This window comes from Pseudomonas sp. MWU13-2100 (assembly GCF_023242365.1).
GTDB lineage: Bacteria > Pseudomonadota > Gammaproteobacteria > Pseudomonadales > Pseudomonadaceae > Aquipseudomonas.
In genome coordinates this window covers 1-25273 of sequence record NZ_JALLIX010000014.1, presented here as the reverse complement: position 1 = coordinate 25273, position 25273 = coordinate 1, and the positions used below count along the sequence as shown (strand labels likewise).

The following is a 25273-nucleotide window of genomic DNA, read 5'->3' as shown; positions in this document are numbered from 1 at the left end:
TCGCCGTTCAACGTGCCCGCTCGTCCTGAGCGGGCGCATGGAGACTTTCCTATGTCATCTTCCGCTCCGAACGCTGTCCTGTCGGTCAGCGGTATCGGCAAGACCTACGCGCAACCTGTCCTCAGCAACATCGACCTGACGTTGCTGCGCGGCGAAGTGTTGGCGCTGACCGGCGAAAACGGTGCTGGCAAAAGCACCCTGTCGAAGATCATCGGCGGGCTGGTCACGCCGACCACCGGGCAGATGCTGTTCAACGGTCGCGCCTATACCCCGGGCAGCCGGACCCAGGCTGAAGAGCTGGGCATCCGCATGGTCATGCAGGAACTCAATCTGCTGCCGACGTTGTCCGTGGCGGAAAACCTGTTTCTCGACAACCTGCCCAGCCACGGTGGCTGGATCAGCCGCAAGCAGTTGCGCAGCGCCGCCATCGAAGCCATGGCCCAGGTCGGCCTGGATGCCATCGACCCGGACACCCTGGTTGGCGAGTTGGGCATCGGTCACCAGCAGATGGTGGAAATCGCCCGCAACCTGATCGGCGATTGCCATGTGCTGATTCTCGATGAACCGACCGCGATGCTCACCGCCCGCGAAGTCGAAATGCTCTTCGACCAGATCAGCCGCCTGCAAGCCCGTGGCGTGGCGATCATCTATATCTCCCACCGGCTCGAAGAACTGGCCCGGGTCGCCCAGCGCATCGCGGTGTTGCGCGACGGCAACCTGGTCTGCGTCGAGCCGATGGCCAACTACAACAGCGAGCAACTGGTCAACCTGATGGTCGGCCGCGAGCTGGGCGAGCATATGGACATGGGCGTGCGCACGATTGGCGCGCCGGCCCTGACCGTCAAGGGCCTGAGCCGCGCGGACAAGGTACTCGACGTTTCCTTCGAAGTGCGTGCCGGTGAGATCTTCGGCATTTCCGGCCTGATCGGTGCCGGTCGCACCGAGCTGTTGCGGCTGATCTACGGCGCGGATATCGCCGACAGCGGCACGGTGGCCCTCGGCTCACCGGCCAAGGTCGCGGACATCCGTTCGCCGGTCGATGCGGTGCGCCATGGCATCGCCCTGATCACCGAAGACCGCAAGGGTGAGGGGCTGCTGCTGACGCAATCGATCAGCGCCAATATCGCCCTGGGCAATATGCCGGCGATTTCCAGCGCCGGCCTGGTCAACGGGCGTGACGAGTCGGCGCTGGCGCAGCGTCAGATCGATGCCATGCGCATTCGCAGTTCCAGTCCCGACCAATTGGTCTGCGAGCTGTCCGGCGGCAACCAGCAGAAGGTGGTGATCGGCCGTTGGCTGGAGCGCGACTGCGCGGTGCTGCTGTTCGATGAACCGACCCGCGGGATCGACGTCGGCGCCAAGTTCGATATCTATGCCTTGCTGGGCGAACTGACCCGCCAGGGCAAGGCACTGGTGGTGGTGTCCAGCGACCTGCGCGAGCTGATGCTGATCTGCGATCGCATCGGTGTGCTCTCGGCCGGACGCCTGATCGAGACCTTCGAGCGTGATAGCTGGACCCAGGATGAGTTGCTTGCCGCCGCGTTCGCCGGCTACCAAAAACGTGATGCGCTGCTCCACGAAGCGGCGCCCAGGAATACCCTATGAAAACTGCACCTTCCGCCGGCAAGACCTCACGTCACTTTTATGGCCTGGGCACCTACCTGGGCCTGGCGGGCGCCTTGCTCGCCATGATCATCCTGTTTTCCAGCCTGAGCAGTCATTTCCTTTCCTATGACACCTTCAGCACCTTGGCCAACCAGATTCCCGACCTGATGGTGCTGGCGGTGGGCATGACCTTCGTGCTGATTATCGGCGGCATCGACCTGTCGGTGGGCTCGGTCCTGGCCCTGGCGGCTTCGGCGGTCAGCGTGGCGATCCTCGGCTGGGGCTGGGGCGTGTTGCCGGCCTCGGTACTGGGCATGGGCTGCGCGGCGCTGGCCGGCACCGTGACCGGTTCGATCACCGTGGCCTGGCGCATTCCGTCGTTTATCGTGTCCCTCGGCGTGCTGGAAATGGCCCGAGGCCTGGCCTACCAGATGACCGGCTCGCGCACCGCCTATATCGGCGATTCGTTCGCCTGGTTGTCGAACCCGGTGGCCTTTGGCATTTCGCCGTCGTTCATCATCGCCTTGCTGGTGATCATCGTCGCCCAGTTGGTGCTGACGCGGACCGTGTTCGGCCGTTACCTGATCGGCATCGGCACCAACGAGGAAGCGGTGCGCCTGGCGGGGATCAATCCCAAGCCCTACAAGATCCTGGTGTTCAGCCTGATGGGCCTGCTCGCCGGGGTCGCCGCGCTGTTCCAGATCTCGCGCCTGGAAGCGGCGGACCCGAATGCCGGTTCCGGCCTGGAGCTGCAAGTGATCGCCGCCGTGGTGATCGGCGGCACCAGCCTGATGGGCGGCCGTGGTTCGGTGATCAGCACCTTCTTCGGCGTGCTGATCATCTCGGTGCTGGCGGCGGGGCTGGCGCAGATCGGCGCCACCGAGCCGACCAAACGCATCATCACCGGCGCGGTGATCGTGATCGCGGTGGTACTCGATACCTACCGCAGCCAACGCGCCCGTCGGCGGGCCTGAGCCATGGCAACCATCAAGGATGTGGCGGCGCTGGCCGGGATCTCGTACACCACGGTGTCCCATGTGCTGAACAAGACGCGACCGGTCAGCGAACAGGTGCGGCTCAAAGTCGAAGAGGCGATCGCCCAGCTCGACTATGTGCCCAGCGCCGTGGCACGTTCGCTGAAAGCCAAGACCACCGCGACCATCGGCCTGCTGGTGCCCAACAGTCTCAACCCGTACTTCGCCGAGCTGGCGCGGGGCATCGAGGATTACTGCGAGCGCAACAACTACTGCGTGATCCTCTGCAACTCCGACGATGACCCGGACAAGCAGCGCAGCTACCTGCGGGTGCTGCTGGAGAAGCGGGTCGACGGCCTGATCGTCGCCTCCACCGGCGGCGACGACAGCTTTGCCGGCGGCTTGGCGGCGGTGCGCACGCCCATGGTCATTGTCGACCGGGGTATTGCCGGGATCGAAACCGACCTGGTGCGCATCGACCACGAAGAGGGCGCCTACCTGGCGACCCGGCACCTGCTGGAACTGGGACATCGGGCGATTGCCTTTATCGGCGGCCCGGCCGACACCAGTGTGGCGCAGATGCGTCTGGCCGGTTATCGGCGGGCTCTTGAACAGGCCGCGGTGCAGGTGCCCGAGCGCTGGGTGGTGGAAAGCGATTTCACCAGCACCGGCGGTTATCAGGCGGCGGCCTTGCTCCTGGAGCGGGACCCGCCGAGTGCGATCTTCGCCGGTAACGACATGCTCGGCATCGGCGTGCTGCGCGCCGCGGCGGAACGCAATATTCGCGTGCCCGGCGAGCTGTCGGTGATCGGCTTCGACGATATCCAGATGAGCCGTTATGTTTTTCCGGCGTTGACCACGGTCGGCCAGTCGATTCTCCAACTGGGGGAAACCGCGGCCGAAATGCTCTTGAACCGAATTGCCTCGCCGTTCCTGGCGGTTGACCGGCGGATCGTGACGCCAAGTATTGTCCTGCGCGAATCGACGGCCCCGGTGCCGGGCGTGTTTGCGCAATACCGCTGAATCGAATTGATGGGTACTGATGTATGCAAGCAAAAGTAGTGGTGGTGGGCAGCCTCAATATGGATCTGGTCACCCGTGCCGAACGTTTGCCGCGAGCGGGGGAGACCCTGGTGGGCCGGTCGTTCGCCACGGTGTCCGGCGGCAAGGGCGCGAACCAGGCCGTGGCGGCCGCGCGCCTGGGTGCCACGGTGTCAATGATCGGCTGCGTCGGTGACGATGCCTACGGTGCGCAACTGCGCGCTGCGCTGCTGGCGGAGGGCATCGACTGCCAGGCGGTCACGGTCGCCCCGGGCGTGTCCAGTGGCGTGGCGCTGATCGTCGTCGATGACAACAGCCAGAACGCTATTGTGATTGTCGCCGGCGGCAACGGTTGTCTCACCCCCGAGGTGCTCAAGGGCTTCGATGCGGTGCTGCAGGACGCGGATGTGATCATCTGCCAGTTGGAAGTGCCGATGGAGACCGTCGGCTACACGCTCAAGCGCGGCCGCGAGCTGGGCAAGACGGTGATCCTCAACCCGGCGCCGGCCAGTGCGCCGCTGCCGGCCGACTGGTACGCCTCGATCGACTACCTGATTCCGAATGAAAGCGAAGCCTCGGCCCTGAGCGGCCTGCCGGTGGACTCCCTGGACAGTGCCAAGGCGGCCGCGAGCCAACTGATGGGCGCCGGGGCAGGGAAGGTGATCGTTACCCTTGGCGCCCAGGGCTTGTTGTTCGCCGATAGCCAGGGTTCCGCGCATTTCCCCGCGCCCAAGGTCAAGGCTATCGACACCACGGCGGCCGGCGACACCTTTGTCGGCGGATTCGCCGCGGCGCTGGCCCAAGGACAAAGCGAGGTCGAGGCGATTCGCTTCGGCCAGGTCGCGGCGGCGCTGTCGGTGACCCGCGCCGGTGCCCAACCCTCCATTCCCCACTTGTCCGACGTTCAAGGTTTCAAATCGCCATGAAAAAGACACCGCTGCTCAATATCGCCCTGTCGCGCCTGATCGCCTCCCTGGGCCACGGCGACATGCTGGTCATCGGCGACGCCGGCCTGCCGGTGCCGCCGGGTGTGGAACTGATCGACCTGGCCCTGACCCACGGGATTCCCGACTTCGTCAGCACCTTGCGCACGATACTCAGCGAAATGCAGGTGGAGAGCCACGTGCTGGCCGAGGAAATCCTGCTCAAGCGTCCGCCGGCCCTGGAACAGCTCGATGTGCTGACCGCCGAGGGTGCCCTGGGGCAGCGCCGGCTGCTCAGCCACGAAGAATTCAAAGTGCTCAATTGCAAGGCCAGGGCGGTGATCCGCACCGGCGAATGCCAGCCCTACTGCAACGTCGTGCTGGTGGCCGGCGTTACTTTCTAGCTTTCTTCCCCGCACAAGGAGTGCGCTATGCACCGCTATGCTCAGATCTTGCAAGGTTGGTTCCGGAGTTTGCTGATTTTGTCTTTCCTCACGGCTACAGGCGCCCAGGCGGCGGAAAAAATCGACCTGATCATCGACACCGACCCGGGGGCCGACGACGTCGTGGCGCTGCTGCTCGCCCTGGCCTCGCCGGAAGAATTGCACGTCCGCGCGTTGACCACCGTGGCCGGCAACGTGCGCCTGGACAAGACCTCGCGCAATGCCCGGCTGGCCCGCGAATGGGCGGGGCGCGAAGAGGTACCGGTCTACGCCGGTGCGCCGAAGCCACTGCTGCGCACACCGATCTATGCCGAGAATATCCACGGCAAGGAAGGCATCTCCGGCGTCGCCGTGCATGAACCCAAGGCGCCGTTGGCCAAGGGCAACGCGGTCAACTACCTGATCGAGACCCTGCGCGCGGCCAAGCCCCACAGCATCACCATTGCCATGCTCGGGCCGGAAACCAACCTGGCGCTGGCGCTGATCCAGGATCCCGAGATCACCCAGGGCATCAAGGAAGTGGTGGTCATGGGCGGCGCGCACTTCAACGGCGGCAATATCACCCCGGTCGCCGAATTCAATATGTTCGCCGATCCCCAGGCCGCCGAAGTGGTGCTCAAGAGCGGCGTCAAGCTGACCTACCTGCCCCTGGACGTGACCCACAAGATCCTCACCAGCGACGAGCGCCTGAAGAAGATCGCGGCACTGAACAACAACGCCAGCAAGGTGGTCAGTGATATCCTCAACGAATACGTCAAGGGCGACATGGAACACTACGGTATTCCGGGTGGCCCGGTACACGACGCCACCGTCATCGCCTACCTGCTCAAGCCCGAGCTGTTCAGCGGACGTCAGGTCAACCTGGTGATCGACAGCCGTGAGGGCCCGACCTTCGGCCAGACCATCGTCGACTGGTACGACGGCCTGAAACAGCCCAAGAACGTGTTCTGGGTCGAGAATGGCGATGCCCAAGGCTTCTTCAATCTGCTGACAGAGCGTCTGGCACGCCTTAAGTGATCCCATGCAAATCGATCTGAACAACCCCGACAACCTGACCCAGGACGCCGTGCGCCAGCTACTCGCGGCGGCCAGCGATGAGGTGCATACCCAGTTGCGCGTGACGCGCTCGGGTATCGCTTATATTTCCTCGGGGGTTGTCGGTGGTGCGCAGATCGACGACCTGCTGTTCCGCCTGGAAACCTGGGCGGCCGGTTCCGGCTACGTCGGCAAGGTCGCGGCCGCCGACGAAGTCTGGGTCATGCAGGTGTTCAATGCCTTGAAGCAGAACTGGCCCAACCCGCCCTTCGATTACATCGATATCTACTGAGCGGCGTTGCTCGTTCATATTCAGTCACGATTGCGCGCAGAAGTCGCAGGACAGGTCAGGCAGACTTGTCGGCTGCGGCTGTCGGAATCGGATGATCTGGCACCTGGTGTGCAACCAATGCCGCAAATCGCGGTCGCACACACTCTACTTATATTATTTGAAGGAGGCTTCATGCCTTGGAAGCTTGCATCCCTGGGGACGTTGTTGGCCCTGTCGGTACTGGCGGGTTGCACCACCTCCGAGTCATCCGCGGCTAAACAGCCGGCCAAGGACTCGGGCACCCAGACCACCTACGAGCGTTGCGAAGCCAAGGGCGCTGATTTCACCATCGGCCAGACGGCCTCGGCCGCCTTGCTGGAACAGGCCCGCAGCCGTAGCGGCGCGCAGAGCGCCCGAGTCCTGGGTCCCAACGACATGGTCACCCTGGAATACCGCTCGGACCGCCTGAACCTCAACACCGACAGCAGCGGCAAGGTCATTCGCGCCAACTGCGGCTGAGGCCTTCGGGCTTTTGTCGCGCCCATAAAAAACCCCGTCGCATGGACGGGGTTTTTTCAGTTCGCGGAAACTTACTCCGGACGAACCTGTGCAGCTTGCATACCCTTTTGGCCTTTCTCAGCCACGAAGGAAACGGTCTGGCCTTCTTTCAGGCTTTTGAAACCGTCGCTTTCGATAGCTTTGAAGTGTACGAACAGGTCGTCACCGCCACCTTGAGGAGTGATGAAGCCGAAGCCTTTTTCATCGTTGAACCATTTTACGGTGCCGGTTTGGCGATTAGACATGGTGTATCTCCAAGAAACATATATTTTCAGTAGTACTGTGCTGCTCAGGCCAACTGGGCACACTGGGCTATCATAGTCGAAATGTTCGACTTGGGAGCCCCCCCCGGCAGCGGATTGCCTGTCGGTCGCGCTTTCTTCAGTCGTTTTATTGGCTGGAGGCCCCGGTTTTAAAGGCTTTTACTGGAAATGACAGCCCCTAAAAAAACCCATAAAAGCTGCGTAAATATTGATAAAAATCATCTTTTCTGGCTGTTTTCACCTGGCTTGAGGCCCAAAAGCCCCATGGCCGCGGGTTACTTCTGCACCTTGCAGACGGCGATTTCGTTCAAGGCGCGGGTCCGTAGATCAGCCGGCGGCATGGTCTTGGAGTTCATCAGTTGGGTGATTTCCTGGGTGGTGAATTTCTTCTCCAGGACATCGGCACCGCAGGTGCAGTGCTGCTTGGCGACGGTGGGGTTGACGCTCTGGCTGGCCGCGCCAACGCAGTCTTTCATGTAGCTGGCTTTGGCGCCGGCCGGCCAGGCGGCCTGTGCGCTCAGCGGCAGCAGCAGGACGAGCGGGGCGGCAAAGGCGAAAAGGTGAATCAGGCGCATGTTCGGGTACTCCTTGAAGACGGGTGGATACGGTGCAGCATTGTGGATATTTGAGGTTGGCGCGTGGGGCAAGTTCACCCAAGGCACAAAATCCCCGCGACTTTAGCAGTTTGTGAACGAGGCGATGACCGTTCATCTGTGCTAGCATCCCAGACTTGGTTATTTTCGGTATTGCAGGCGTGTCTCACGCTCGATACCGAGCCATCAACCCCTTTTTTTGAACTCCAGTCACTCTGGTTCGTTTTCGGTTGGCCTTACGGCTCCTGCCACTGTGCGGCAGGCGTTTTTCATTAAACGGCTGGACGAATCGCGTACTGGCTGCTCATCCCAACCCACGTGACCTTTGGTAGGGGTCACCACTAGGAGAGGAGGCGCCATGCCCACTATTACTCTTCCCGACGGCAGTCAACGTTCGTTCGACCATCCGGTTTCCGTAGCCGAGGTCGCCGCTTCCATTGGCGCCGGCCTGGCCAAGGCCACCGTGGCCGGCAAGGTCAACGGCAAGCTGGTCGACGCCTGCGACCTGATCGACAGCGACGCCACCCTGCAAATCATCACGCCCAAGGACGAAGAGGGGCTGGAGATCATTCGCCACTCTTGCGCGCACCTGGTTGGCCACGCGGTCAAGCAGCTGTACCCGACGGCGAAAATGGTCATCGGTCCGGTCATCGATGAAGGTTTTTACTACGACATCGCTTATGAGCGTCCGTTCACCCCGGACGACCTGGCCGCGATCGAGCAGCGCATGCAACTGCTGATCGAAAAAGACTACGACGTGATCAAGAAGGTCACGCCACGCGCCGAAGTCATCGACGTGTTCACCCAGCGCGGCGAAGACTACAAGCTGCGCCTGGTCGAGGACATGCCGAACGAACAGGCCATGGGCCTGTACTATCACGAAGAATACGTCGACATGTGCCGTGGTCCGCACGTGCCGAACACCCGCTTTCTGAAGTCCTTCAAGCTGACGAAGCTGTCCGGCGCCTACTGGCGCGGTGATGCCAAGAACGAGCAACTGCAGCGTGTCTACGGCACCGCCTGGGCCGACAAGAAGCAACTGGCTGCCTACGTCCTGCGCATCGAAGAAGCGGAAAAACGCGACCATCGCAAGATCGGCAAGCGCCTGGGCCTGTTCCATACCCAGGAAGAAGCGCCGGGCATGGTGTTCTGGCACCCCAATGGCTGGACCCTGTACCAGGTGCTCGAGCAGTACATGCGCAAGGTGCAGCGTGAAAACGGCTACCTGGAGATCAAGACTCCGCAAGTGGTCGATCGCTCCCTGTGGGAGAAATCCGGGCACTGGGCCAACTACGCCGAGAACATGTTCACCACCGAGTCGGAAAGCCGCGACTACGCCATCAAGCCGATGAACTGCCCGTGCCACGTGCAGGTGTTCAACCAGGGCCTGAAGAGCTACCGCGAGCTGCCAATGCGCCTGGCCGAGTTCGGTGCCTGCCACCGCAACGAGCCATCGGGTGCGCTGCACGGCATCATGCGCGTGCGTGCCTTCACCCAGGACGACGCCCACATCTTCTGCACCGAAGAACAGATGCAGGCTGAATCCGCGGCGTTCATCAAGCTGACCATGGCGGTCTACGCCGATTTCGGCTTCAAGGACATTGAAATGAAGCTGTCCACCCGCCCTGAAAAGCGCGTGGGTTCCGACGAACTGTGGGATCGCGCCGAAAGCGCACTGGCCGCCGCGCTCGACAGCGCCGGCCTGGCGTACGACCTGCAGCCGGGCGAGGGCGCCTTCTACGGTCCGAAAATCGAGTTTTCGCTCAAGGACTGTCTCGGTCGCGTGTGGCAGTGTGGTACCCTGCAGCTCGATTTCAACCTGCCGATCCGTCTGGGCGCCGAATACGTGTCCGAAGACAACAGCCGTAAGCACCCGGTCATGCTGCACCGGGCGATCCTCGGCTCCTTCGAGCGGTTCGTCGGAATTCTGATCGAACACTACGAAGGTGCGTTCCCTGCGTGGCTGGCGCCAACCCAGGCCGTGATCATGAATATCACGGACAAGCAGGCTGATTTTGCCCTCGAAGTGGAAAAAACTCTGGCCGAAAGCGGATTTCGTGCCAAGTCCGACTTGAGAAATGAAAAGATCGGCTTTAAAATCCGCGAGCATACTTTGCTCAAGGTTCCCTATCTTTTGGTTATCGGAGATCGGGAAGTCGAGATGCAGACTGTCGCTGTGCGTACTCGTGAAGGTGCTGACCTGGGCTCGATGCCCGTCGCCCAGTTCGCCGAGTTCCTCGCGCAAGCGGTTTCCCGGCGTGGTCGCCCAGATTCGGAGTAATTACTATTAAGCGTGAAATGAGACAAGATAAACGAGCTGCACCGAAGGCCCCGATCAACGAGAATATCTCGGCACGCGAGGTTCGGTTAATTGGCGCTGATGGCGAGCAGATTGGCATCGTCTCGATTGATGAAGCGCTTCGGATTGCCGAAGAAGCCAAGCTGGATCTGGTGGAGATTTCCGCCGATGCAGTGCCACCCGTCTGCCGGGTGATGGACTACGGCAAGTCGATTTTCGAAAAGAAAAAGCAAATTGCTGCTGCGAAGAAAAACCAGAAGCAAGTGCAGGTCAAAGAAATCAAGTTTCGTCCAGGGACGGAGGAAGGGGATTACCAGGTAAAACTGCGCAACCTGGTACGTTTCCTGTGTGATGGGGACAGGGCCAAGGTTTCCTTGAGATTCCGCGGTCGTGAGATGGCCCACCAGGAGCTGGGGATGGAACTCCTCAAGCGGGTTGAAGGTGACCTGCTCGAGTACGGTTCGGTCGAACAGCATCCTAAGATGGAAGGACGCCAGCTTATTATGGTCATCGCCCCGAAAAAGAAGAAGTAACCACCAGGGCACGGCAGGCCTTGCGGTTATGTTTATCAACTGAATGCGGAGTATCCGAACATGCCAAAGATGAAAACTAAGAGTGGTGCTGCCAAGCGGTTTCTGAAAACTGCTAACGGCATCAAGCACAAGCACGCTTTCAAGAGCCACATCCTGACCAAAATGTCGACCAAGCGTAAGCGTCAACTGCGCGGTAGCAGCTTGCTGCATCCGTCTGACGTGGCAAAAGTCGAGCGCATGCTGCGCCTTCGTTAATTTTGGATCAAGAATAGAGGAAGTAACTCATGGCTCGTGTAAAGCGTGGCGTCATTGCCCGTAAGCGTCACAAAAAGATTCTGAAACTTGCAAAAGGCTACTACGGCGCTCGCTCGCGCGTATTCCGTGTTGCCAAGCAAGCGGTCATCAAGGCAGGCCAATACGCCTACCGCGACCGTCGTCAGAAAAAACGTCAGTTCCGCGCTCTGTGGATCGCTCGTATCAACGCTGGTGCACGTGTTAACGGTCTGTCCTACAGCCGTTTCATCGCTGGCCTGAAAAAAGCGTCCATCGAGATCGACCGTAAGGTTCTGGCTGATCTGGCTGTGAACGAAAAAGCGGCGTTTGCTGCGATTGTCGAGAAAGCTAAAGCCACCTTGGCTTAAGTACCCCCCGACAATCACCGGATCTTGCCTTTGTGAGGTCCGGTGTTAAACGTCATAAATAGGGGAAGAGCCTTAAAGCTCTTCCCCTATTTCGTATCTGGAGTCTGTACATGGAAAACCTGGACGCGCTGGTCTCTCAAGCTCTCGAGGCTGTGCAAAGCGCTGAAGATATCAATGCCCTGGAGCAAATCCGGGTTCAATACCTTGGCAAGAAAGGTGAATTGACTCAGGTGATGAAGACCCTGGGCAGCTTGCCGGCCGAAGAGCGACCGCAGGTCGGTGCGCTGATCAACGTTGCCAAGGAGCGTGTCACAGAGGTTCTCAATGCGCGCAAGGCGTCGTTCGAGGAGTCGGATCTGGCCGCCAAGCTCGCCGCCGAGTCCATTGACGTGACCCTGCCTGGCCGCGGCCAGACTTCCGGCGGTCTGCATCCGGTCACCCGGACTCTGGAACGTGTCGAACAATTCTTCACCCACATCGGCTACGGCATCGCCGAAGGTCCCGAGGTGGAAGACGACTACCACAACTTCGAAGCGCTCAACATCCCAGGCCACCACCCGGCCCGGTCGATGCATGACACCTTCTATTTCAATGCCAACATGTTGCTGCGCACCCATACCTCGCCGGTCCAGGTCCGCACCATGGAGTCGAAACGACCGCCGATCCGCATTGTCTGCCCAGGCCGTGTGTACCGTAGCGACTCGGATATCACCCACTCGCCGATGTTCCACCAGGTCGAAGGCCTGCTGGTCGATCGCGACATCAATTTCGCCGACCTCAAAGGCACCATCGAAGAGTTCCTGCGGGTGTTCTTCGAAAAAGAACTGGCGGTGCGTTTCCGTCCGTCCTACTTCCCGTTCACCGAGCCGTCCGCTGAAGTCGATATGGAATGCGTGATGTGCAACGGTAAAGGCTGCCGCGTCTGCAAGCAGACCGGCTGGCTGGAAGTCATGGGTTGCGGCATGGTTCACCCCAACGTGCTGCGCATGTCCGGGATCGACCCGGAAGAGTTCCAGGGCTTTGCCTTCGGCATGGGCGTTGAGCGTCTGGCGATGCTGCGTTACGGCGTGAATGACTTGCGCCTGTTCTTCGACAACGATTTGCGGTTCCTCGAGCAATTTCGCTAGAGGGGCTCTGCCGAAACTCGTCGCGCAGGCAGTTTTGGCAAGCTCCGGGTCGCGGTCCGTAACGAATCTATTAGGAGAATAGGATGAAATTCAGTGAACAATGGCTGCGCAGCTGGGTAAGCCCGCTGGTGAGCCGTGACGAGCTGGTGGCTCGTCTGTCGATGGCCGGTCTTGAGGTCGATAGCGTGACGCCGGTCGCCGGTGAATTCAGTGGTGTGGTCGTCGGTGAAGTGTTCAGCACCGAACAGCACCCGGATGCCGACAAGCTGCGCGTGTGCCAGGTCAGCAACGGTTCCGAGACCTTCCAGGTTGTCTGCGGCGCGCCGAATGTGCGCCCGGGCCTGAAGATCCCGTTCGCGATGATCGGTGCTGAACTGCCCGGCGACTTCAAGATCAAGAAAGCCAAGCTGCGCGGCGTCGAGTCCAACGGTATGCTCTGCTCGCAGGCTGAGCTGCAGATCGGCGAAGGCAACGATGGCCTGATGGAGCTGGCGGCCGATGCGCCGGTGGGCATGGATATTCGTGACTACCTGAACCTGGATGACGCCAGCATCGAGGTCGACCTGACCCCGAACCGTGGTGACTGCCTGTCGTTGGCCGGTCTGGCCCGTGAAATCGGCGCGCTGTATGCCGCTCCGGTCGAGCGTCCGGTGGTGCCGGTGGTGCCTGCCGTGCATGACGAAGTCCGTTCGATCGAAGTGTTGGCGCCGGCCGCTTGCCCGCGTTACCTGGGCCGCGTTATCCGTAACGTCGACCTGTCGAAGCCGACCCCGCTGTGGATGGTCGAGCGCCTGCGGCGTTCCGACGTGCGCAGCATCGACGCCGCCGTTGACATCACCAACTATGTGATGATCGAGCTGGGCCAGCCGCTGCACGCTTTCGATCTCGCCGAGATCAATGGCGGTATCCGCGTGCGCATGGCCGAAGAGGGCGAGAAGCTGGTGCTGCTCGACGGCCAGGAAGTCACCCTGCGTAGCGATACCCTGGTGATTGCCGACCACACCCGCGCCCTGGCGATTGCCGGCGTGATGGGCGGCGAGCACAGCGGCGTCAACACCGCGACCACCCGTGACATCTTCCTTGAAAGCGCGTTCTTCGATCAGATCGCCGTCGCTGGCAAGGCCCGTTCCTACGGCCTGCACACCGATGCCTCGCACCGCTACGAGCGTGGCGTGGACTGGCAGCTGGCCCGTGAAGCCATGGAGCGCGCCACTGGCCTGCTGCTGGAAATCACCGGTGGCGAAGCCGGCCCGATCGTCGAAACCGTCAGCGCGGCGCACCTGCCTGCCGTGGCTCCGGTGACCCTGCGTGCCGAGCGCATCAGCCAGATGCTCGGCATGGAGATGGAGGCGGCCGAGGTCGAGCGTCTGTTGACCGGTCTGGGCCTGGGGGTTTCCGCGGGCGAAGCGGGGCAGTGGCGCGTTGAAGTGCCAAGCCATCGCTTCGATATCAGCCTGGAAGTCGACTTGATCGAAGAGCTGGCGCGCCTGTACGGCTACAACCGCCTGCCGGTTCGTTACCCGCAAGCTCGCCTGGCCCCGCAAGCCAAGGCCGAAGCGCGGAGCGACTTGCCTGAGCTGCGTCGCCTGCTGGTGGCTCGTGGTTACCAGGAAGCGATCACCTACAGCTTCATCGATCCGAAGCAGTTCGAACTGTTCAACCCGGGCGTCGAGCCGTTGCTGCTGGCCAACCCGATCTCCAACGACATGGCGGCCATGCGCTCGTCCTTGTGGCCGGGTCTGGTCAAGGCGTTGCAGCACAACCTGAACCGTCAGCAGGATCGTGTGCGTCTGTTCGAAAGCGGCCTGCGTTTTGTCGGCCAGTTGGAAGGCCTGAAGCAAGAGCCGATGTTGGCTGGCGTGGTCTGCGGCAGCCGTCTGCCGGAAGGCTGGGCACAGGGTCGCGACACCGTCGATTTCTTCGACGTCAAGGCTGACGTGGAAGCGCTGCTGGGCTTTGCCGGTGCACTGGATTCGTTCAGCTTCGTGCCGGGCAAGCACCCTGCGTTGCACCCGGGTCAGACCGCGCGCATCGAGCGGGAAGGGCGTCTGGTCGGTTTCGTCGGCGCGATTCACCCGGAATTGTCGAAAACTCTCGGTCTTGACCGTCCGGTCTTTGTTTTCGAGCTGGTACTGGCTGAAGTGGCATTGGGAAAAATGCCTAAATTCAGCGAGCTGTCGCGCTTTCCTGAAGTGCGTCGTGACCTCGCGTTGCTGGCGGACAAGGGCGTGGCGGCCAGTGCCGTGCTGGACGTAATCCGTGAAAATGCAGGCGAATGGCTCACAGAGCTCAGGCTCTTTGACGTCTATGAGGGTAAAGGCATTGATCCGCATAGAAAAAGCCTTGCAGTTGGCTTGACCTGGCAGCATCCATCGCGCACTCTTAATGACGATGAGGTGAATTCCACGACGCAAAATATCCTCACCTCGCTCGAAACCAGGTTGAACGCCACGTTAAGGAAGTGACGTATGGGGGCTCTGACGAAAGCTGAAATGGCGGAACGTCTCTACGAGGAGCTGGGTCTGAATAAGCGGGAGGCCAAGGAATTGGTCGAACTGTTTTTTGAAGAAATCAGACACGCTCTCGAAGACAACGAGCAGGTCAAACTGTCGGGTTTCGGCAATTTTGACTTGCGGGACAAACGCCAGCGGCCTGGCCGCAATCCAAAAACGGGAGAGGAAATCCCGATCACGGCTCGCCGTGTGGTCACCTTTCGTCCAGGGCAGAAGTTGAAAGCCCGAGTTGAGGCCTATGCTGGAACCAAGTCATAACGACGAGCTTCCGCCGATCCCAGGCAAACGCTACTTCACCATTGGTGAAGTCAGCGAGCTGTGTGCGGTAAAACCGCACGTGCTGCGTTACTGGGAGCAGGAGTTTCCTCAACTCAACCCCGCCAAGCGTGGTGGCAATCGCCGGTATTATCAGCGCCATGACGTGCTGATGATCCGGCAGATTCGCGCGTTGCTGTACGACCAGGGGTTCACCATCGGCGGGGCGCGTCTGCGTCTCTCCGGCGATGAGGCCAAGGATGATAATACCCAGTACAGGCAACTGATCCGCCAGATGATCTCGGAGCTGGAGGATGTGCTGGTGGTGCTGAAGAAGTGATTCAAGGTTTTAAAATACTTTGACATTTCAAAAGCTTGCGGTATATTTCTCCTCGCTTCCACAAGAAGCAAAACCCAGTTTCACGCCTAGTCGGGGCGTAGCGCAGTCCGGTAGCGCACTAGCATGGGGTGCTAGGGGTCGAGTGTTCGAATCACTCCGTCCCGACCATATTTTTGAAAGAGCCCAATCTTTACCGGTTGGGCTTTTTTGTGCCCGGAGATATCTCGTCTTGTGTAGGTATCAGCAAACGCTCCATCTATGATGGAGTGGCAAGGCGGGAGACTAATGACGTTTAACCCAGGAGCAGATGCAATGCTGATCCAGTCCATTCAACTGACGAACTTTCTGAGTTTCGGCGCGTCATCCACCGCCATTCCTCTACGTTCGCTGAATGTCATTATCGGGCCTAACGGGTCGGGCAAGTCCAACCTGTTGGAATCCATCGAGTTGTTGCGCAGTGCGCCGGAGCAATTGCTGAAGCCTATCCGTGAAGGAGGGGGCGTTCGCGATTGGCTTTGGAAAGGTGCGCAGGGTACGCCAGTCGCTTCTCTGGATGTTCTGCTCACTCACCCCAAGGGGCCGCAGAACCTGCGTTATCACTTGGCTTTTACTGAAGTCGGGCAGCGTTTCGAGATCGCGGATGAGCGGGTTGAATACGAAAAGCCGGATGGCCCGAAGCACTCTCAGCCGTATTTTTTTTACCATTTCAACAATGGTCGACCCGTTCTGAATCTGAAAGGTGGGGAGAGTCGTTCCCTACGTCAGGAAGATGTCGATCTGGAAAAGTCCATTCTGTCTCAGCGTCGTGATCCGGATCAGTATCCCGAAATAACTTATCTGGGGCAGACGCTAGGCAAAATTCGGCTTTATAGGGAATGGAGTTTCGGTCGCTATACGGCGCCTCGACTGCCGCAAAAAGCGGACCTGCCCAACGACGTACTGGAGCCGGACTGCAGCAATCTGGGGTTGGTGCTCAATCGGCTGCGGCGCGACCCTGCGGTCAAGCAGCGTCTGTTGACGGCCTTGCAGGCGCTTTACAGTGGTATTGATGACTACGACGTGCAGATCGAGGGTGGCACGGTGCAGGTGTTTTTCCACGAGGGTGGAATGACGGTACCAGCGACCCGACTGTCTGACGGCACTTTGCGTTATCTGTGTCTACTGGCCGTACTGTGCCATCCCAACCCACCACCGCTGATCTGTATCGAGGAGCCGGAGCTTGGGCTGCACCCTGACATTTTGCCGACCTTGGCAGAGCTGCTGAAGGAAGCGGCTACTCGCACTCAGCTGATTGTGACAACGCATTCCGATGTGCTGGTAGATGCCATGAGCGATCAGCCGGAATCTGTTCTGGTGGCGGAAAAAACTGAATCGGGTACGGCACTGACGCGATTGGATGCTGAAAAGCTCAAGCCCTGGCTGGAGAAGTACAGGCTCGGGCAGTTGTGGACGCGGGGTGAGATCGGAGGAACACGCTGGTGAAACTCTACGTCGAAGGAGGCGGCAACGCCGCTTCATTGAAAACAGCTTGTCGCGAAGGTTTTTCTAAGCTTCTTGAAAAGGCCGGTTTCAAGGGGCGTATGCCCAGGATCGTGGCGTGCGGTAGCCGTAACGATGCGTTTGATTCTTTTTGTACGGCTATTCGTATTGGTGAGCCGGCGATGTTGTTGGTCGATAGTGAAGCGCCGGTATCCGATGCTGGGCAACCTGGCGATGCAAACGAAGCGTCCGACCGGGCAAAATGGCTGCCCTGGCAGCATTTGCAGCAGCGTAAAGGCGATGGTTGGCAAAAGCCCGCAGGCTCAGAGGATTTGCACTGTCACTTGATGGTGCAGTGCATGGAAAGCTGGTTACTGGCGGACCGGCAAGCACTCAAGGTTTTTTTCGGGCAGGGCTTTCAGGAAAATCAATTACCGGCGCTTGGGAACCCGGTTGAGCGTGTGGCTAAAGAGCGGGTCTACGATGCTCTTGCCAAGGCCTCCCGAGACTGCAAATCCAAGAGTCAATACGGTAAGGGTGAGTATTCTTTCAAGTTGCTGGGGTTGATCGATCCGGGCAAGGTGAGTGAGGCTTCTCCTTGGGCTAAGCGGTTTTTTGAGATTCTTGAGTTGCGTATGTGACGTGTGAACATCGAGGTCAAGGTAGGCCGTGGGGCAGATTGGGACTAAATATCTGTTCCGAATGACACGCTGATATTAAGGTCTAAGTATCATAGGCTTGGGCGGCACTGGGATCGTATAGCCGTCGGGGACTAGACTGCGTAGGTCATAGCCCATCATGAACAATCCAGCTTCAAAGGCGTGGCAGCGGACCCGACACGTGTAAACAGGCCCAGGATTAAGCACAGCGGGGCCGGTGGTGATCACTCATCACCAGCCCAGCGGCGAAGCATCGCAGTGTTTTTGTGTCGTTGCATCGGATCAATGCAGGGCAGTTTCTTCTGCTTATTTTTCTACAGAATGACTCTGTGCAAAAAAAATTGCGGTCGAGATATCGAGCGATATGGAAGCAAACGACCTCATCAGCAAGGATTGCGGCAGCGCCCAGTCCCACTTTTCGCGCAGCATGTTTTCTACCTCCGAAAGTATCGAGTCTAGATCAGCGGCATCCAGGCTTCCGACTTCCTTCAGCGCCATTTGGGTTCGACCGATGTCGGCGTCAACCTCAATGGCAAAGCCTGCGTTATCACAAGAAAGGCCGACATGATTGAGTAACAAGCGCAGTGCATCGTTGGCATGATCACCTAGCCAGCTCATCAAATAGCACTTTCCGCCCGACTCTACTATGTAGCGCTTACCAAGGCCCAGCGAAACAAATGTCTTTCGAGCCTCGTCGAGAAGCTCTTGAGCCACTTGATCAATAAAGGGGCAGGGGAGTGTGTCTGCCAAGACGGCTCGCATCTCTTGGCGTACGTTGTCATGCACCATCGCACCCAGACCATCGAACTGAGGAGGGGCACCACCGCGAGCTGCTGAAACGATGATGACTTTGGCCTGGAGATCAACATCACGAACCTGCCACCTCCGGCCTCCGAAAATAATGCGCTGATCCTTGGTCAGTGGACGGCTTACCGGCACAGATCCCAGTGCCCTACCATCGCATACAAGGCGAAATTCTTCGTCGCTGGTGAATGCGCTGTAGAACTCATAGTGGTTGATCAATCGCTCTCCAACCGTCCCAGGAAGCAGCAATCCTGAGCTGTCCTGAACAATGAGCTCGTGTTCTCCGAGCGCCTTGAGCAGCTTCACAAAGTCTGGTTTCTCAACTTTTGGAAATGCTCCCTCAGCGATCAAACTTTTCCAGAGATCTGCAGCAGATGCACCGCCGCACTGGGCAATCACTGAAAGACATTGTTGAACGAGGGTGGACGCGTGAATGCCTTGAGCCCTGGGAGGTTCAAACCACCCCTTGGCCAGCAGTCGAACCATGGCAATGGTTTGAACCAAACCTTGGCGCAGTTGATCCGAGAGGCTCGATCCATCTTTGAGTGGCGATTCCTTGCAGTAAACGCGCAGCGTTGCTTTTTCTCCTGGGCGCCTTCCCGATCGCCCTAGACGTTGTCGCAGACTCGCCACCGATGGTGGGGCACCAATCTGCACGACTGTTTTGATGCTGCCGATGTCTATGCCGAGCTCAAGCGTCGTAGTGCAAATCGCGGATGCCGCGTGAGTCCCTGTCTTGAGAGCATGCTCAGCTTGCTCACGTAGGTCCTTCGAAAGGCTACCGTGATGAGGCCAGAATTCGTTAGGCATGCCGTCTTTCTCGCAGCGCCGACGCAGTTGATCTGCGTACCATTCAACCTGTGACCGACTGTTTGGGAAAATTAGGTTATTACTGCCGCGTAACACCTTGTAAAGATGATCAGCGATCGCGAAGTCTGGGCTTGCCTCGTTCTCTGTCTCGTCTTCATTTCCCTCTTGCTCAGAAAGCTTTATGGGCTTCTTCTTGAACTCGCTCATGGGTGGCTGAATGTAACCACGAACTTGCACCTGGAGAGTCTGGTTGGAGCTTTTTGATTCAATGACGGTAACGCCATCGGCATTTCCCGGACGCAAAAACTCCGACGCCATCTTCATGTCGCCGAGGGTGGCTGAGAGCCCGACTCTAGGGAGACGGTACCCGGCAACAAGTTCTACCCGATGCATCAGTGACTGAAGTTGCTTGCCTCGTTCGCTACCGATGAACGCATGCAGCTCATCCACGACGATATAGCGCAGGTGTTGGAACACCCCGCCAAGACTAGAACCACGGTTGACGAACAGGGCTTCAAGGGATTCAGGAGTGATCAGAAGCACCCCCTCAGGGGACTTCAAAAAACGATGTTTTTTGCTTGAGGAGATGTCCCCGTGCCAAGCCACTACGGGAATCTCAAGCTGCTCACAAAGACGGCTTAACCTGTCCCACTGGTCGTTGATCAGGGCCTTGAGCGGGCTGATATACAGCACCGAACCGGGTGGGTCATCATGATTCAGCAGATTGGTGAGGATGGGAAGAAAAGCAGCCTCGGTTTTGCCTGCCGCTGTTGCTGCGGCGATGATGACATCCTGATCGGCATCCACCAGCACAGGTACCGCCCATTCCTGGGCGTCGCGCAAAGAAGTCCAGCCTTCCGCCCAAATCCATCGCTGGATTCGGGACTCAAGTTGATCGAAACCCGATGACTCAGAGTGTGAAGGTGGCAAGTTCATCGTCCGCATCGACTTTGGTATCGTCTTCGCCGCCTGAGTCCCGGGCGACCTCGACAGCTCCAAGCAGCGTCCGCCAATCGGCGCCTGGGTTTTGCTCCAAGATGGCTAGCAGGTTGATGAACGCTGTGATCGTGGTGCGCGGCGTACGGAAGTAGGCTTCCCCCAAGCGCTGATTACAATGCGCCATAAACAGTGGGAGCGCCTCGTCAGGCAGTAAGTACTTTTCAGCATCTCCGCCAGCGTATACGTGACGAAGTTTCTGAAGCAGTACGTAGAAGTCTTCCGGGGTCAGGCTGGTCAGGCGAATGACCGGCCCCGACAGATCCACCAATCCTGATTTCGCAAACGAGTTCTCGGCCAATCGAGATTGCAGGGCAGGGTAGCTGAATAGCCCTCGACGAGTGTCCATCAAAAACTCAGGCGTGCCACCTAAAACGAAACCAAGCCCTTCGGACGATCCCTGCAGAGAGTCGTTGAGAATACGGAGGATCTGTTCGTAATTGGCATTACGAGCTTGGGTATTGGCCAGTTTGTAGAGATTGACCAGTTCGTCGAGGCAGATCATCAGACCGCCAAAACCTGCAAGTCTGACGAATCTCGACAGGAGCTTGAGCTGATCGTAGACGGAGGCATCATCAATGATGGTTCGTACGCCCAAGGCTGCTCGGGCATCAGTCTTAGTGGTGAACTCTCCACGCAACCAACGGGTGGCGTCGGCCTTGAGCTGCTCGTTGCCTTCTTCGAAACCTCGGCAATAGGCGGCAATCACCTCCGCAAAATCATACCCGTTGACCATCTCGGTCAGTTCGGCCAGGTGAGCACGAATAACAGTCTCGCTGTCCGTACCCGCCGCCTTGGCTTCGGTTTTGGCCTGAGAGATGAATTTCTCAACAATGCCTTGCATAGCCCCACCGTCGGGCTTCGTACGCGTCGACATGTTTTTAGCCAACTCGGAGTAAAGCGAACGTGCTTGTCCACCCGTGGCATGTAATCTGCGATCTGGGTTCAAGTCGGCATGCATGGTGACAAGCTTGCGCTCCATGGCAATGGCTCGTACCAGGTTCAGAAAAAACGTCTTGCCCGCACCGTACTCGCCAATGACGACTCGAAATGCCGATCCACTTTCAACCAGGCGATTGACGTCCTTGATCAGTGCATCTAGTTCGCCTACCCGGCCAACCTGAATCAGGTGTTGGCCCACGCGAGGAACGACGCCTGCGCGTAGCGACTGGATGACCGCATCGCGATCCTTGGCTCTGATAGTGCTCATAGGGCTAACTCTTCCAGAATGTCTGTATTGATCTCGACAGGGTCATCACCCTCAGTGACGGGCATGTCGAAACGTTCAAAAGCCATGTCGTTAATTTGTTCCAGGGCACCATCGAGCATCAGCTCCATGTCGCTGGCGGCAGCTTCAAGTTCGGAGCGGCTCCACTCAGGGCGTGAGATCAGCAACCGAAGGAATGCAGAGTGTTTTAAATCGAGACCATCAATGTCTGCACTCGATTCCTGTACTGATTCTGCCACATCGACCAACTGTTCCGGTTCGTCAACTTGGTCATCAGTGAAGACTTTGGCAAGGAGGGCGGAGACCTCTGCGGTTTCTCGTTGCAGTTCTGCAATGCGCTTGTGATCAAGCACGAACCCTTGATTCGCAGTGGCGGTGATCGGGGTACCAGGCTCGGAACGAGGAGTGCCGGCTTTTGGTTTTACGGAGGCAATACTTGCTCCAGATGCAGCACCGTGGAGATCGCTGTACAGCAACTGACTGTCTAGCTGCAGGGCCTTGTAAACGCGCTCAAGAAGTTTCACTTCCAATGGGCTGACGATGCCATCAGCTTGCGCCAGATGGGCCAGAAAGCTGGCAATCGTGCGTTTGGCTTCGACCGTTAGTGGGGCGAGTTTTTTCTTCAGGCTGGTCAGCGTTGGTGGTTGTTGGATCTGGATTCGCAGGTGTGCTTTAAGGCGTTTGCGATGGGCCACACTCAGGTGATTCCAGGAGTCGATGTGTTGAGCAAGCAGCGCAACTTCCTCAGTGGAGGTATCACCATCGGCAGAAGCCACAGCACTAGCAAGGTCGAGCGTCACCGAAGCAGCATTGTAAGCTGCAGAAGCTCGCAGTGCCCCGTCTTCTGGTTGAGTCACGAACAGCGCGATTTGATCCTCTGTCTTCGGTGTCTTACTGCCAGCCAGTACGTCGGGTTCAATACCGATGTGAAGCGATTCCAGTGCGCGGGCAAGTGCAAGTACTTTGTCGCGGGACAGGGCGCCGGCGCTCTTGAACCGGCCTGCGAGTTCGCCAAAGCTCATGACAATCAGGTCGTCGCCAATTCTGAGTTGAAGCTCGTCCAATTCTGTACGAGCTGCCGTCGGCCAGAGAGCGACGGGAAGCTGCAGAAGACCTTCGAGAGCTTCTGCGCTATCAGGGTTGCGGCCCAAATATCGGCTGTAGGGTTCAAGCTCGGTAGTGCATAGCTCAACCAGCAACTGCAGGCTCTTTCGTGTGCCTGACGTGGCTAGGACATCAGGAAGGTCACCCAAGCTAAGCGTGGGCGCCATTAAGACCGCCGAGGCCGGCCGATAGCTGGTTTTAAGTTTGGTCTTGTTCTGCGCCAGGACAAGACCCTTAGGATGGGCGCTTGTGTACTTAAGCTTGAACAGTCTCGAAAAGACATCCTTACAGCGGGTCACGGGCGTGCGTTTGCTGATGTTGGGGTCAGCTAGCACCCAGGCTAATGCCCAATCGGCATCAAGGGGGCGCTTGTTGGAAGCGAATTGCCCCAGGCCTACGCGCAGTGGCAGTGGCATCTCGTAGCTACAAGCGACAACGTTGGGAGGTGGGCCAAGGTAAAGGTCTGGATCGATCTTGGTGTTGCTCAGGTAATCCAGAAAACCTTCCGCATATCCCCTGAATGACCTATTTTCCCCATAGATACTCAATAGGCGTTGGACTTCTTCGAGGATCAAAGGAAGCTCAGCCTTGACGCCCGGGTCACTAACTGCGTCAACGAGTGCTCGACGTTCTAGACCATAGAAATACAAAAAGACGTAGCCGGTGTCTGCCAGTGGGTAACGACGACCACCCTCCAGCCATTGAAGGTATCCACGGCGAGCCTCTGACGTGATGGAGTGAAAACTGGGCCAATAGGACATCAGCGGTTCTTCTAGATCGACGTGTGTCTTTGCGATACGGAGCTTGGGGTTTATCAGTGAGGGTTCTTCGGCATCGTGCCGGCCACCTAGCACGCTGCCCATATAGAACATGCCACCGGGAATTGAAAAGCCGGAAACGGTGACAGATTCACCCGCTGGTACCCAGCGAACATCAGGTTTTTGCGTGCTCGCATTTGGAATTTTGAAGGACTTTGAAGGTGCTGAGCCGAGTTGGACAGTGTAAAAGTCAGAGGCTTCCTCAGTACCCATATGGCTCCCTGAAACCTCACGCATAGAGAAAGTGAGGCCGGATCGTTGATGCTCTCGCAGATGTTCCGCCTCCGAAATGGTCACTGACAATTGCTCAGCATGCCGCCTTGAGCGACGAACCAGCAGCCAAAAAACCGCGGCAATGCAAGCAATAACACCAATGGCGATCCAAGCATTTTTCGGGATTGATGCGACTGCGCCGAAGGCCAGAGCGAAAATGATCAGGATGCCGTTACTTGTGGAGTTTTTTGCCTTCTTCCTTGCCATGAGTCGTTTCAACCTTGAAAAGATGGGTGCTGGCGCAATGGCAGTATCCGATAATTTCCCCACGAGAACCATGTGCTGAGGAAAGCTATTGATCGGAAAATTTTGCTTGCGCACGAATAGCTACAATCATCGAAAGTAGCTTTCTCAGCAGGAAGCGCGCAGATCATCCCCGCTCCATTGCTGATAGCTGCGATTCATTGTGGGTAGCTATCGGCCAGTAGTGGAAGCTCACTAGTCAATGATGTTAGCCCCGTTCGCCGAAGCTAGGATTGTTGCGTTGGCCATCTCTATTCGACTAGCCTCGGCGCGCGCCTATGCCTTGGCGGTTTTCTTGTGCTCGTTGGGATTGATCTGCTCATAGGTGAGCGCTTGGGCTTGGTTGCGTGCCTGCGGATGCCTATCAGGGATTTGCGCGGCCAAGACGCCGCAGACGTACTCTTAGTTCCGCTCGCCCCACCGATAGTGACAGCGACTCGAGTTCTTTGATGGTGATTCCCTTACTCGTCCGTAGCTCGCCAGCGCCTGGTAATGACGAGAAATGGCCTTCCAGAAAAACTAATATTTCCTACGTGTTTTAGTCGTGGGAGAATGTTGTGTGCACTCGCTGCCGGGTCTACATTCCTGTTGTCGCTGCAAATTCAGCGATACGGGTTTCGCAGCCCGGTCGTAAACAGGCGCACAGCGCCGCGGAAGCGGTTTTTTTGTGTTCGCGTTATGGCGAGCTGTGCGCAGGAGGCTTCGGCCTGCCGGGTTCCTGTTTACCCTGGTCTGCGAACCTGCGCGCAGTTCGCCACCCTTGCGTCGCAGCGAGGATGGATGAACTCCTTTTATTAAACAGGAGATTCACCATGGCTAAGAAAATCACCCCCGATCCCCCCATTCGTAAAGCTCTCAGCACTGCCGACAGGGCGATGTACCTACGTAAACTCTCTGATACCCCATCCAGTCAACCCGAGCCGGCTCCGGCAAACACGCACCGTTTGCTCGACACCCTCGCGTTCACCTGCTCCAAGCCCGTCACGCCCGAAGCCCCGTACAAACCCACACTATTCGCCATCCAACACGGGGTAAGCGCCCAGGACGCCCTGATTTACGTTTCCAATCTGCTCGAAACGGCGGAACTCAATGGTGATGAAATCAGCCTGCACACCAACCCCGTCGAACGGGCGCTGTTCTGGGGCATGCTGCATTCGGTGGAGGTAGCGCGGGCGGTCGTGGATGCGCTGCTTGAGGGGGCGTCCCCGTCCCGTCAACTAACGTCCGCGTTGGACAACCTTCCGATTGATTGAGGTTGTTGCGCAGAAAGAGATCAAGCGCTTGGCAGCTTGATCTCTTTTTCGTAAGGGCCCGGGCAAAGCCTTGTGCCAACGTCTGGCACACGGTTGGCTTGATCATCTAGTTGTCAGGTCGATCAAACCTTGCTTGCCCGAACACATCTCACTTGGGGCCTGCGCGGCAGGATCGACATATAATGGCTCGAT

24 protein-coding genes and 1 tRNA gene are annotated in these 25273 nt (G+C 58.4%); 20 read left to right on the top strand and 5 right to left on the bottom strand.

Features of this window, described 5'->3' with window-relative positions:
- The first annotated feature begins 51 nt into the window (after positions 1-51).
- The 8 genes from M5B99_RS12080 (at position 52) to M5B99_RS12045 (ending at position 6811) form a co-directional block, all read left to right on the top strand.
- Positions 52-1605: a sugar ABC transporter ATP-binding protein gene (locus M5B99_RS12080; RefSeq protein WP_248804227.1), complete on the top strand. Its 1554-nt coding sequence runs from the start codon at positions 52-54 to the stop codon at positions 1603-1605.
- Entirely contained in the window at positions 1602-2579 is a 978-nt protein-coding gene (locus M5B99_RS12075; protein ID WP_248804226.1) for an ABC transporter permease, read from the top strand. The genes M5B99_RS12080 and M5B99_RS12075 overlap by 4 nt, the downstream gene beginning before the upstream one ends.
- 3 nt (positions 2580-2582) lie before the next feature.
- Positions 2583-3602, top strand: a complete 1020-nt coding sequence (locus M5B99_RS12070; protein WP_248804225.1) for a LacI family DNA-binding transcriptional regulator — start codon at positions 2583-2585, stop codon at positions 3600-3602.
- A gap of 23 nt (positions 3603-3625) precedes the next feature.
- Entirely contained in the window at positions 3626-4546 is a 921-nt protein-coding gene (gene rbsK / locus M5B99_RS12065) for a ribokinase (RefSeq protein ID WP_248804224.1), read from the top strand.
- The gene (rbsD, locus tag M5B99_RS12060) at positions 4543-4947 is read left to right on the top strand and encodes a D-ribose pyranase (protein ID WP_248804223.1); all 405 of its coding nucleotides are present in this window, start codon (positions 4543-4545) and stop codon (positions 4945-4947) included. The genes rbsK and rbsD overlap by 4 nt, the downstream gene beginning before the upstream one ends.
- A gap of 27 nt (positions 4948-4974) precedes the next feature.
- On the top strand, positions 4975-6003 hold the full coding sequence (locus tag M5B99_RS12055; RefSeq protein WP_248804222.1) for a nucleoside hydrolase: 1029 nt from the start codon (positions 4975-4977) through the stop codon (positions 6001-6003).
- Positions 6004-6007: 4 nt separating this feature from the next.
- Positions 6008-6313 (top strand): hypothetical protein, encoded by a 306-nt coding sequence (locus M5B99_RS12050; protein ID WP_248799965.1) that lies wholly within the window; start codon positions 6008-6010, stop codon positions 6311-6313.
- A 171-nt stretch (positions 6314-6484) separates the two neighbouring features.
- Positions 6485-6811, top strand: coding sequence for an I78 family peptidase inhibitor (locus tag M5B99_RS12045; RefSeq protein ID WP_248804221.1), 327 nt, complete (start codon positions 6485-6487; stop codon positions 6809-6811).
- A gap of 71 nt (positions 6812-6882) precedes the next feature.
- On the opposite strand, the gene M5B99_RS12040 is transcribed toward M5B99_RS12045, so the two are convergent.
- Both M5B99_RS12040 and M5B99_RS12035 read right to left on the bottom strand, forming a co-directional pair.
- Entirely contained in the window at positions 6883-7095 is a 213-nt protein-coding gene (locus M5B99_RS12040) for a cold-shock protein (RefSeq protein ID WP_003179963.1), read from the bottom strand.
- A 293-nt stretch (positions 7096-7388) separates the two neighbouring features.
- Positions 7389-7688 carry a hypothetical protein gene (locus M5B99_RS12035; protein WP_248804220.1) on the bottom strand — a complete coding sequence of 100 codons (300 nt, stop codon included), beginning with the start codon at positions 7686-7688 and terminating at the stop codon, positions 7389-7391.
- Positions 7689-8064: 376 nt separating this feature from the next.
- On the opposite strand from M5B99_RS12035, the gene thrS reads away from it, so the two are divergent.
- From thrS to M5B99_RS11980, 11 genes are all read left to right on the top strand, one after another.
- Positions 8065-9987, top strand: coding sequence for a threonine--tRNA ligase (thrS, locus tag M5B99_RS12030; RefSeq protein WP_248804219.1), 1923 nt, complete (start codon positions 8065-8067; stop codon positions 9985-9987).
- The gene (gene infC, locus M5B99_RS12025) at positions 9987-10538 is read left to right on the top strand and encodes a translation initiation factor IF-3 (protein WP_191486997.1); all 552 of its coding nucleotides are present in this window, start codon (positions 9987-9989) and stop codon (positions 10536-10538) included. The genes thrS and infC overlap by 1 nt, the downstream gene beginning before the upstream one ends.
- Before the next feature lie 60 nt (positions 10539-10598).
- A complete protein-coding gene (gene rpmI, locus M5B99_RS12020; RefSeq protein WP_002553160.1) occupies positions 10599-10793 on the top strand; it encodes a 50S ribosomal protein L35 in 195 nt (64 codons plus the stop codon).
- Positions 10794-10822: 29 nt separating this feature from the next.
- Positions 10823-11179 (top strand): 50S ribosomal protein L20, encoded by a 357-nt coding sequence (rplT, locus tag M5B99_RS12015; RefSeq protein ID WP_002553161.1) that lies wholly within the window; start codon positions 10823-10825, stop codon positions 11177-11179.
- A gap of 110 nt (positions 11180-11289) precedes the next feature.
- Positions 11290-12306, top strand: a complete 1017-nt coding sequence (gene pheS / locus M5B99_RS12010) for a phenylalanine--tRNA ligase subunit alpha (RefSeq protein ID WP_248804218.1) — start codon at positions 11290-11292, stop codon at positions 12304-12306.
- A gap of 83 nt (positions 12307-12389) precedes the next feature.
- Entirely contained in the window at positions 12390-14771 is a 2382-nt protein-coding gene (gene pheT, locus M5B99_RS12005; protein ID WP_248804217.1) for a phenylalanine--tRNA ligase subunit beta, read from the top strand.
- Between the two features lie 3 nt (positions 14772-14774).
- Entirely contained in the window at positions 14775-15077 is a 303-nt protein-coding gene (gene ihfA / locus M5B99_RS12000) for an integration host factor subunit alpha (RefSeq protein ID WP_002553164.1), read from the top strand.
- The gene (locus M5B99_RS11995; protein ID WP_121132491.1) at positions 15058-15414 is read left to right on the top strand and encodes a MerR family transcriptional regulator; all 357 of its coding nucleotides are present in this window, start codon (positions 15058-15060) and stop codon (positions 15412-15414) included. The genes ihfA and M5B99_RS11995 overlap by 20 nt, the downstream gene beginning before the upstream one ends.
- 91 nt (positions 15415-15505) lie before the next feature.
- Positions 15506-15582 (top strand) — tRNA-Pro (locus M5B99_RS11990).
- 144 nt (positions 15583-15726) lie between these two features.
- Complete coding sequence (locus M5B99_RS11985; protein ID WP_248804216.1) at positions 15727-16896, top strand: AAA family ATPase; 1170 nt, start codon at positions 15727-15729, stop codon at positions 16894-16896.
- Entirely contained in the window at positions 16893-17534 is a 642-nt protein-coding gene (locus tag M5B99_RS11980; RefSeq protein ID WP_248804215.1) for a DUF4276 family protein, read from the top strand. Before M5B99_RS11985 ends, M5B99_RS11980 begins: the two co-directional genes overlap by 4 nt.
- 324 nt (positions 17535-17858) lie before the next feature.
- Here M5B99_RS11980 and M5B99_RS11975 read toward each other — a convergent pair whose 3' ends face one another.
- Genes M5B99_RS11975 through M5B99_RS11965 form a run of 3 tightly spaced genes read right to left on the bottom strand, consistent with a single transcriptional unit; the run spans position 17859 to position 23792 of the window.
- The gene (locus M5B99_RS11975; RefSeq protein WP_248804214.1) at positions 17859-20102 is read right to left on the bottom strand and encodes a DEAD/DEAH box helicase; all 2244 of its coding nucleotides are present in this window, start codon (positions 20100-20102) and stop codon (positions 17859-17861) included.
- Positions 20077-21372 carry an ATP-binding protein gene (locus M5B99_RS11970; RefSeq protein WP_248804213.1) on the bottom strand — a complete coding sequence of 432 codons (1296 nt, stop codon included), beginning with the start codon at positions 21370-21372 and terminating at the stop codon, positions 20077-20079. Before M5B99_RS11970 ends, M5B99_RS11975 begins: the two co-directional genes overlap by 26 nt.
- On the bottom strand, positions 21369-23792 hold the full coding sequence (locus M5B99_RS11965; protein ID WP_248804320.1) for a TerB N-terminal domain-containing protein: 2424 nt from the start codon (positions 23790-23792) through the stop codon (positions 21369-21371). Before M5B99_RS11965 ends, M5B99_RS11970 begins: the two co-directional genes overlap by 4 nt.
- A gap of 848 nt (positions 23793-24640) precedes the next feature.
- On the opposite strand from M5B99_RS11965, the gene M5B99_RS11960 reads away from it, so the two are divergent.
- Complete coding sequence (locus M5B99_RS11960) at positions 24641-25081, top strand: hypothetical protein (RefSeq protein WP_248804212.1); 441 nt, start codon at positions 24641-24643, stop codon at positions 25079-25081.
- Positions 25082-25273: the final 192 nt, after the last annotated feature.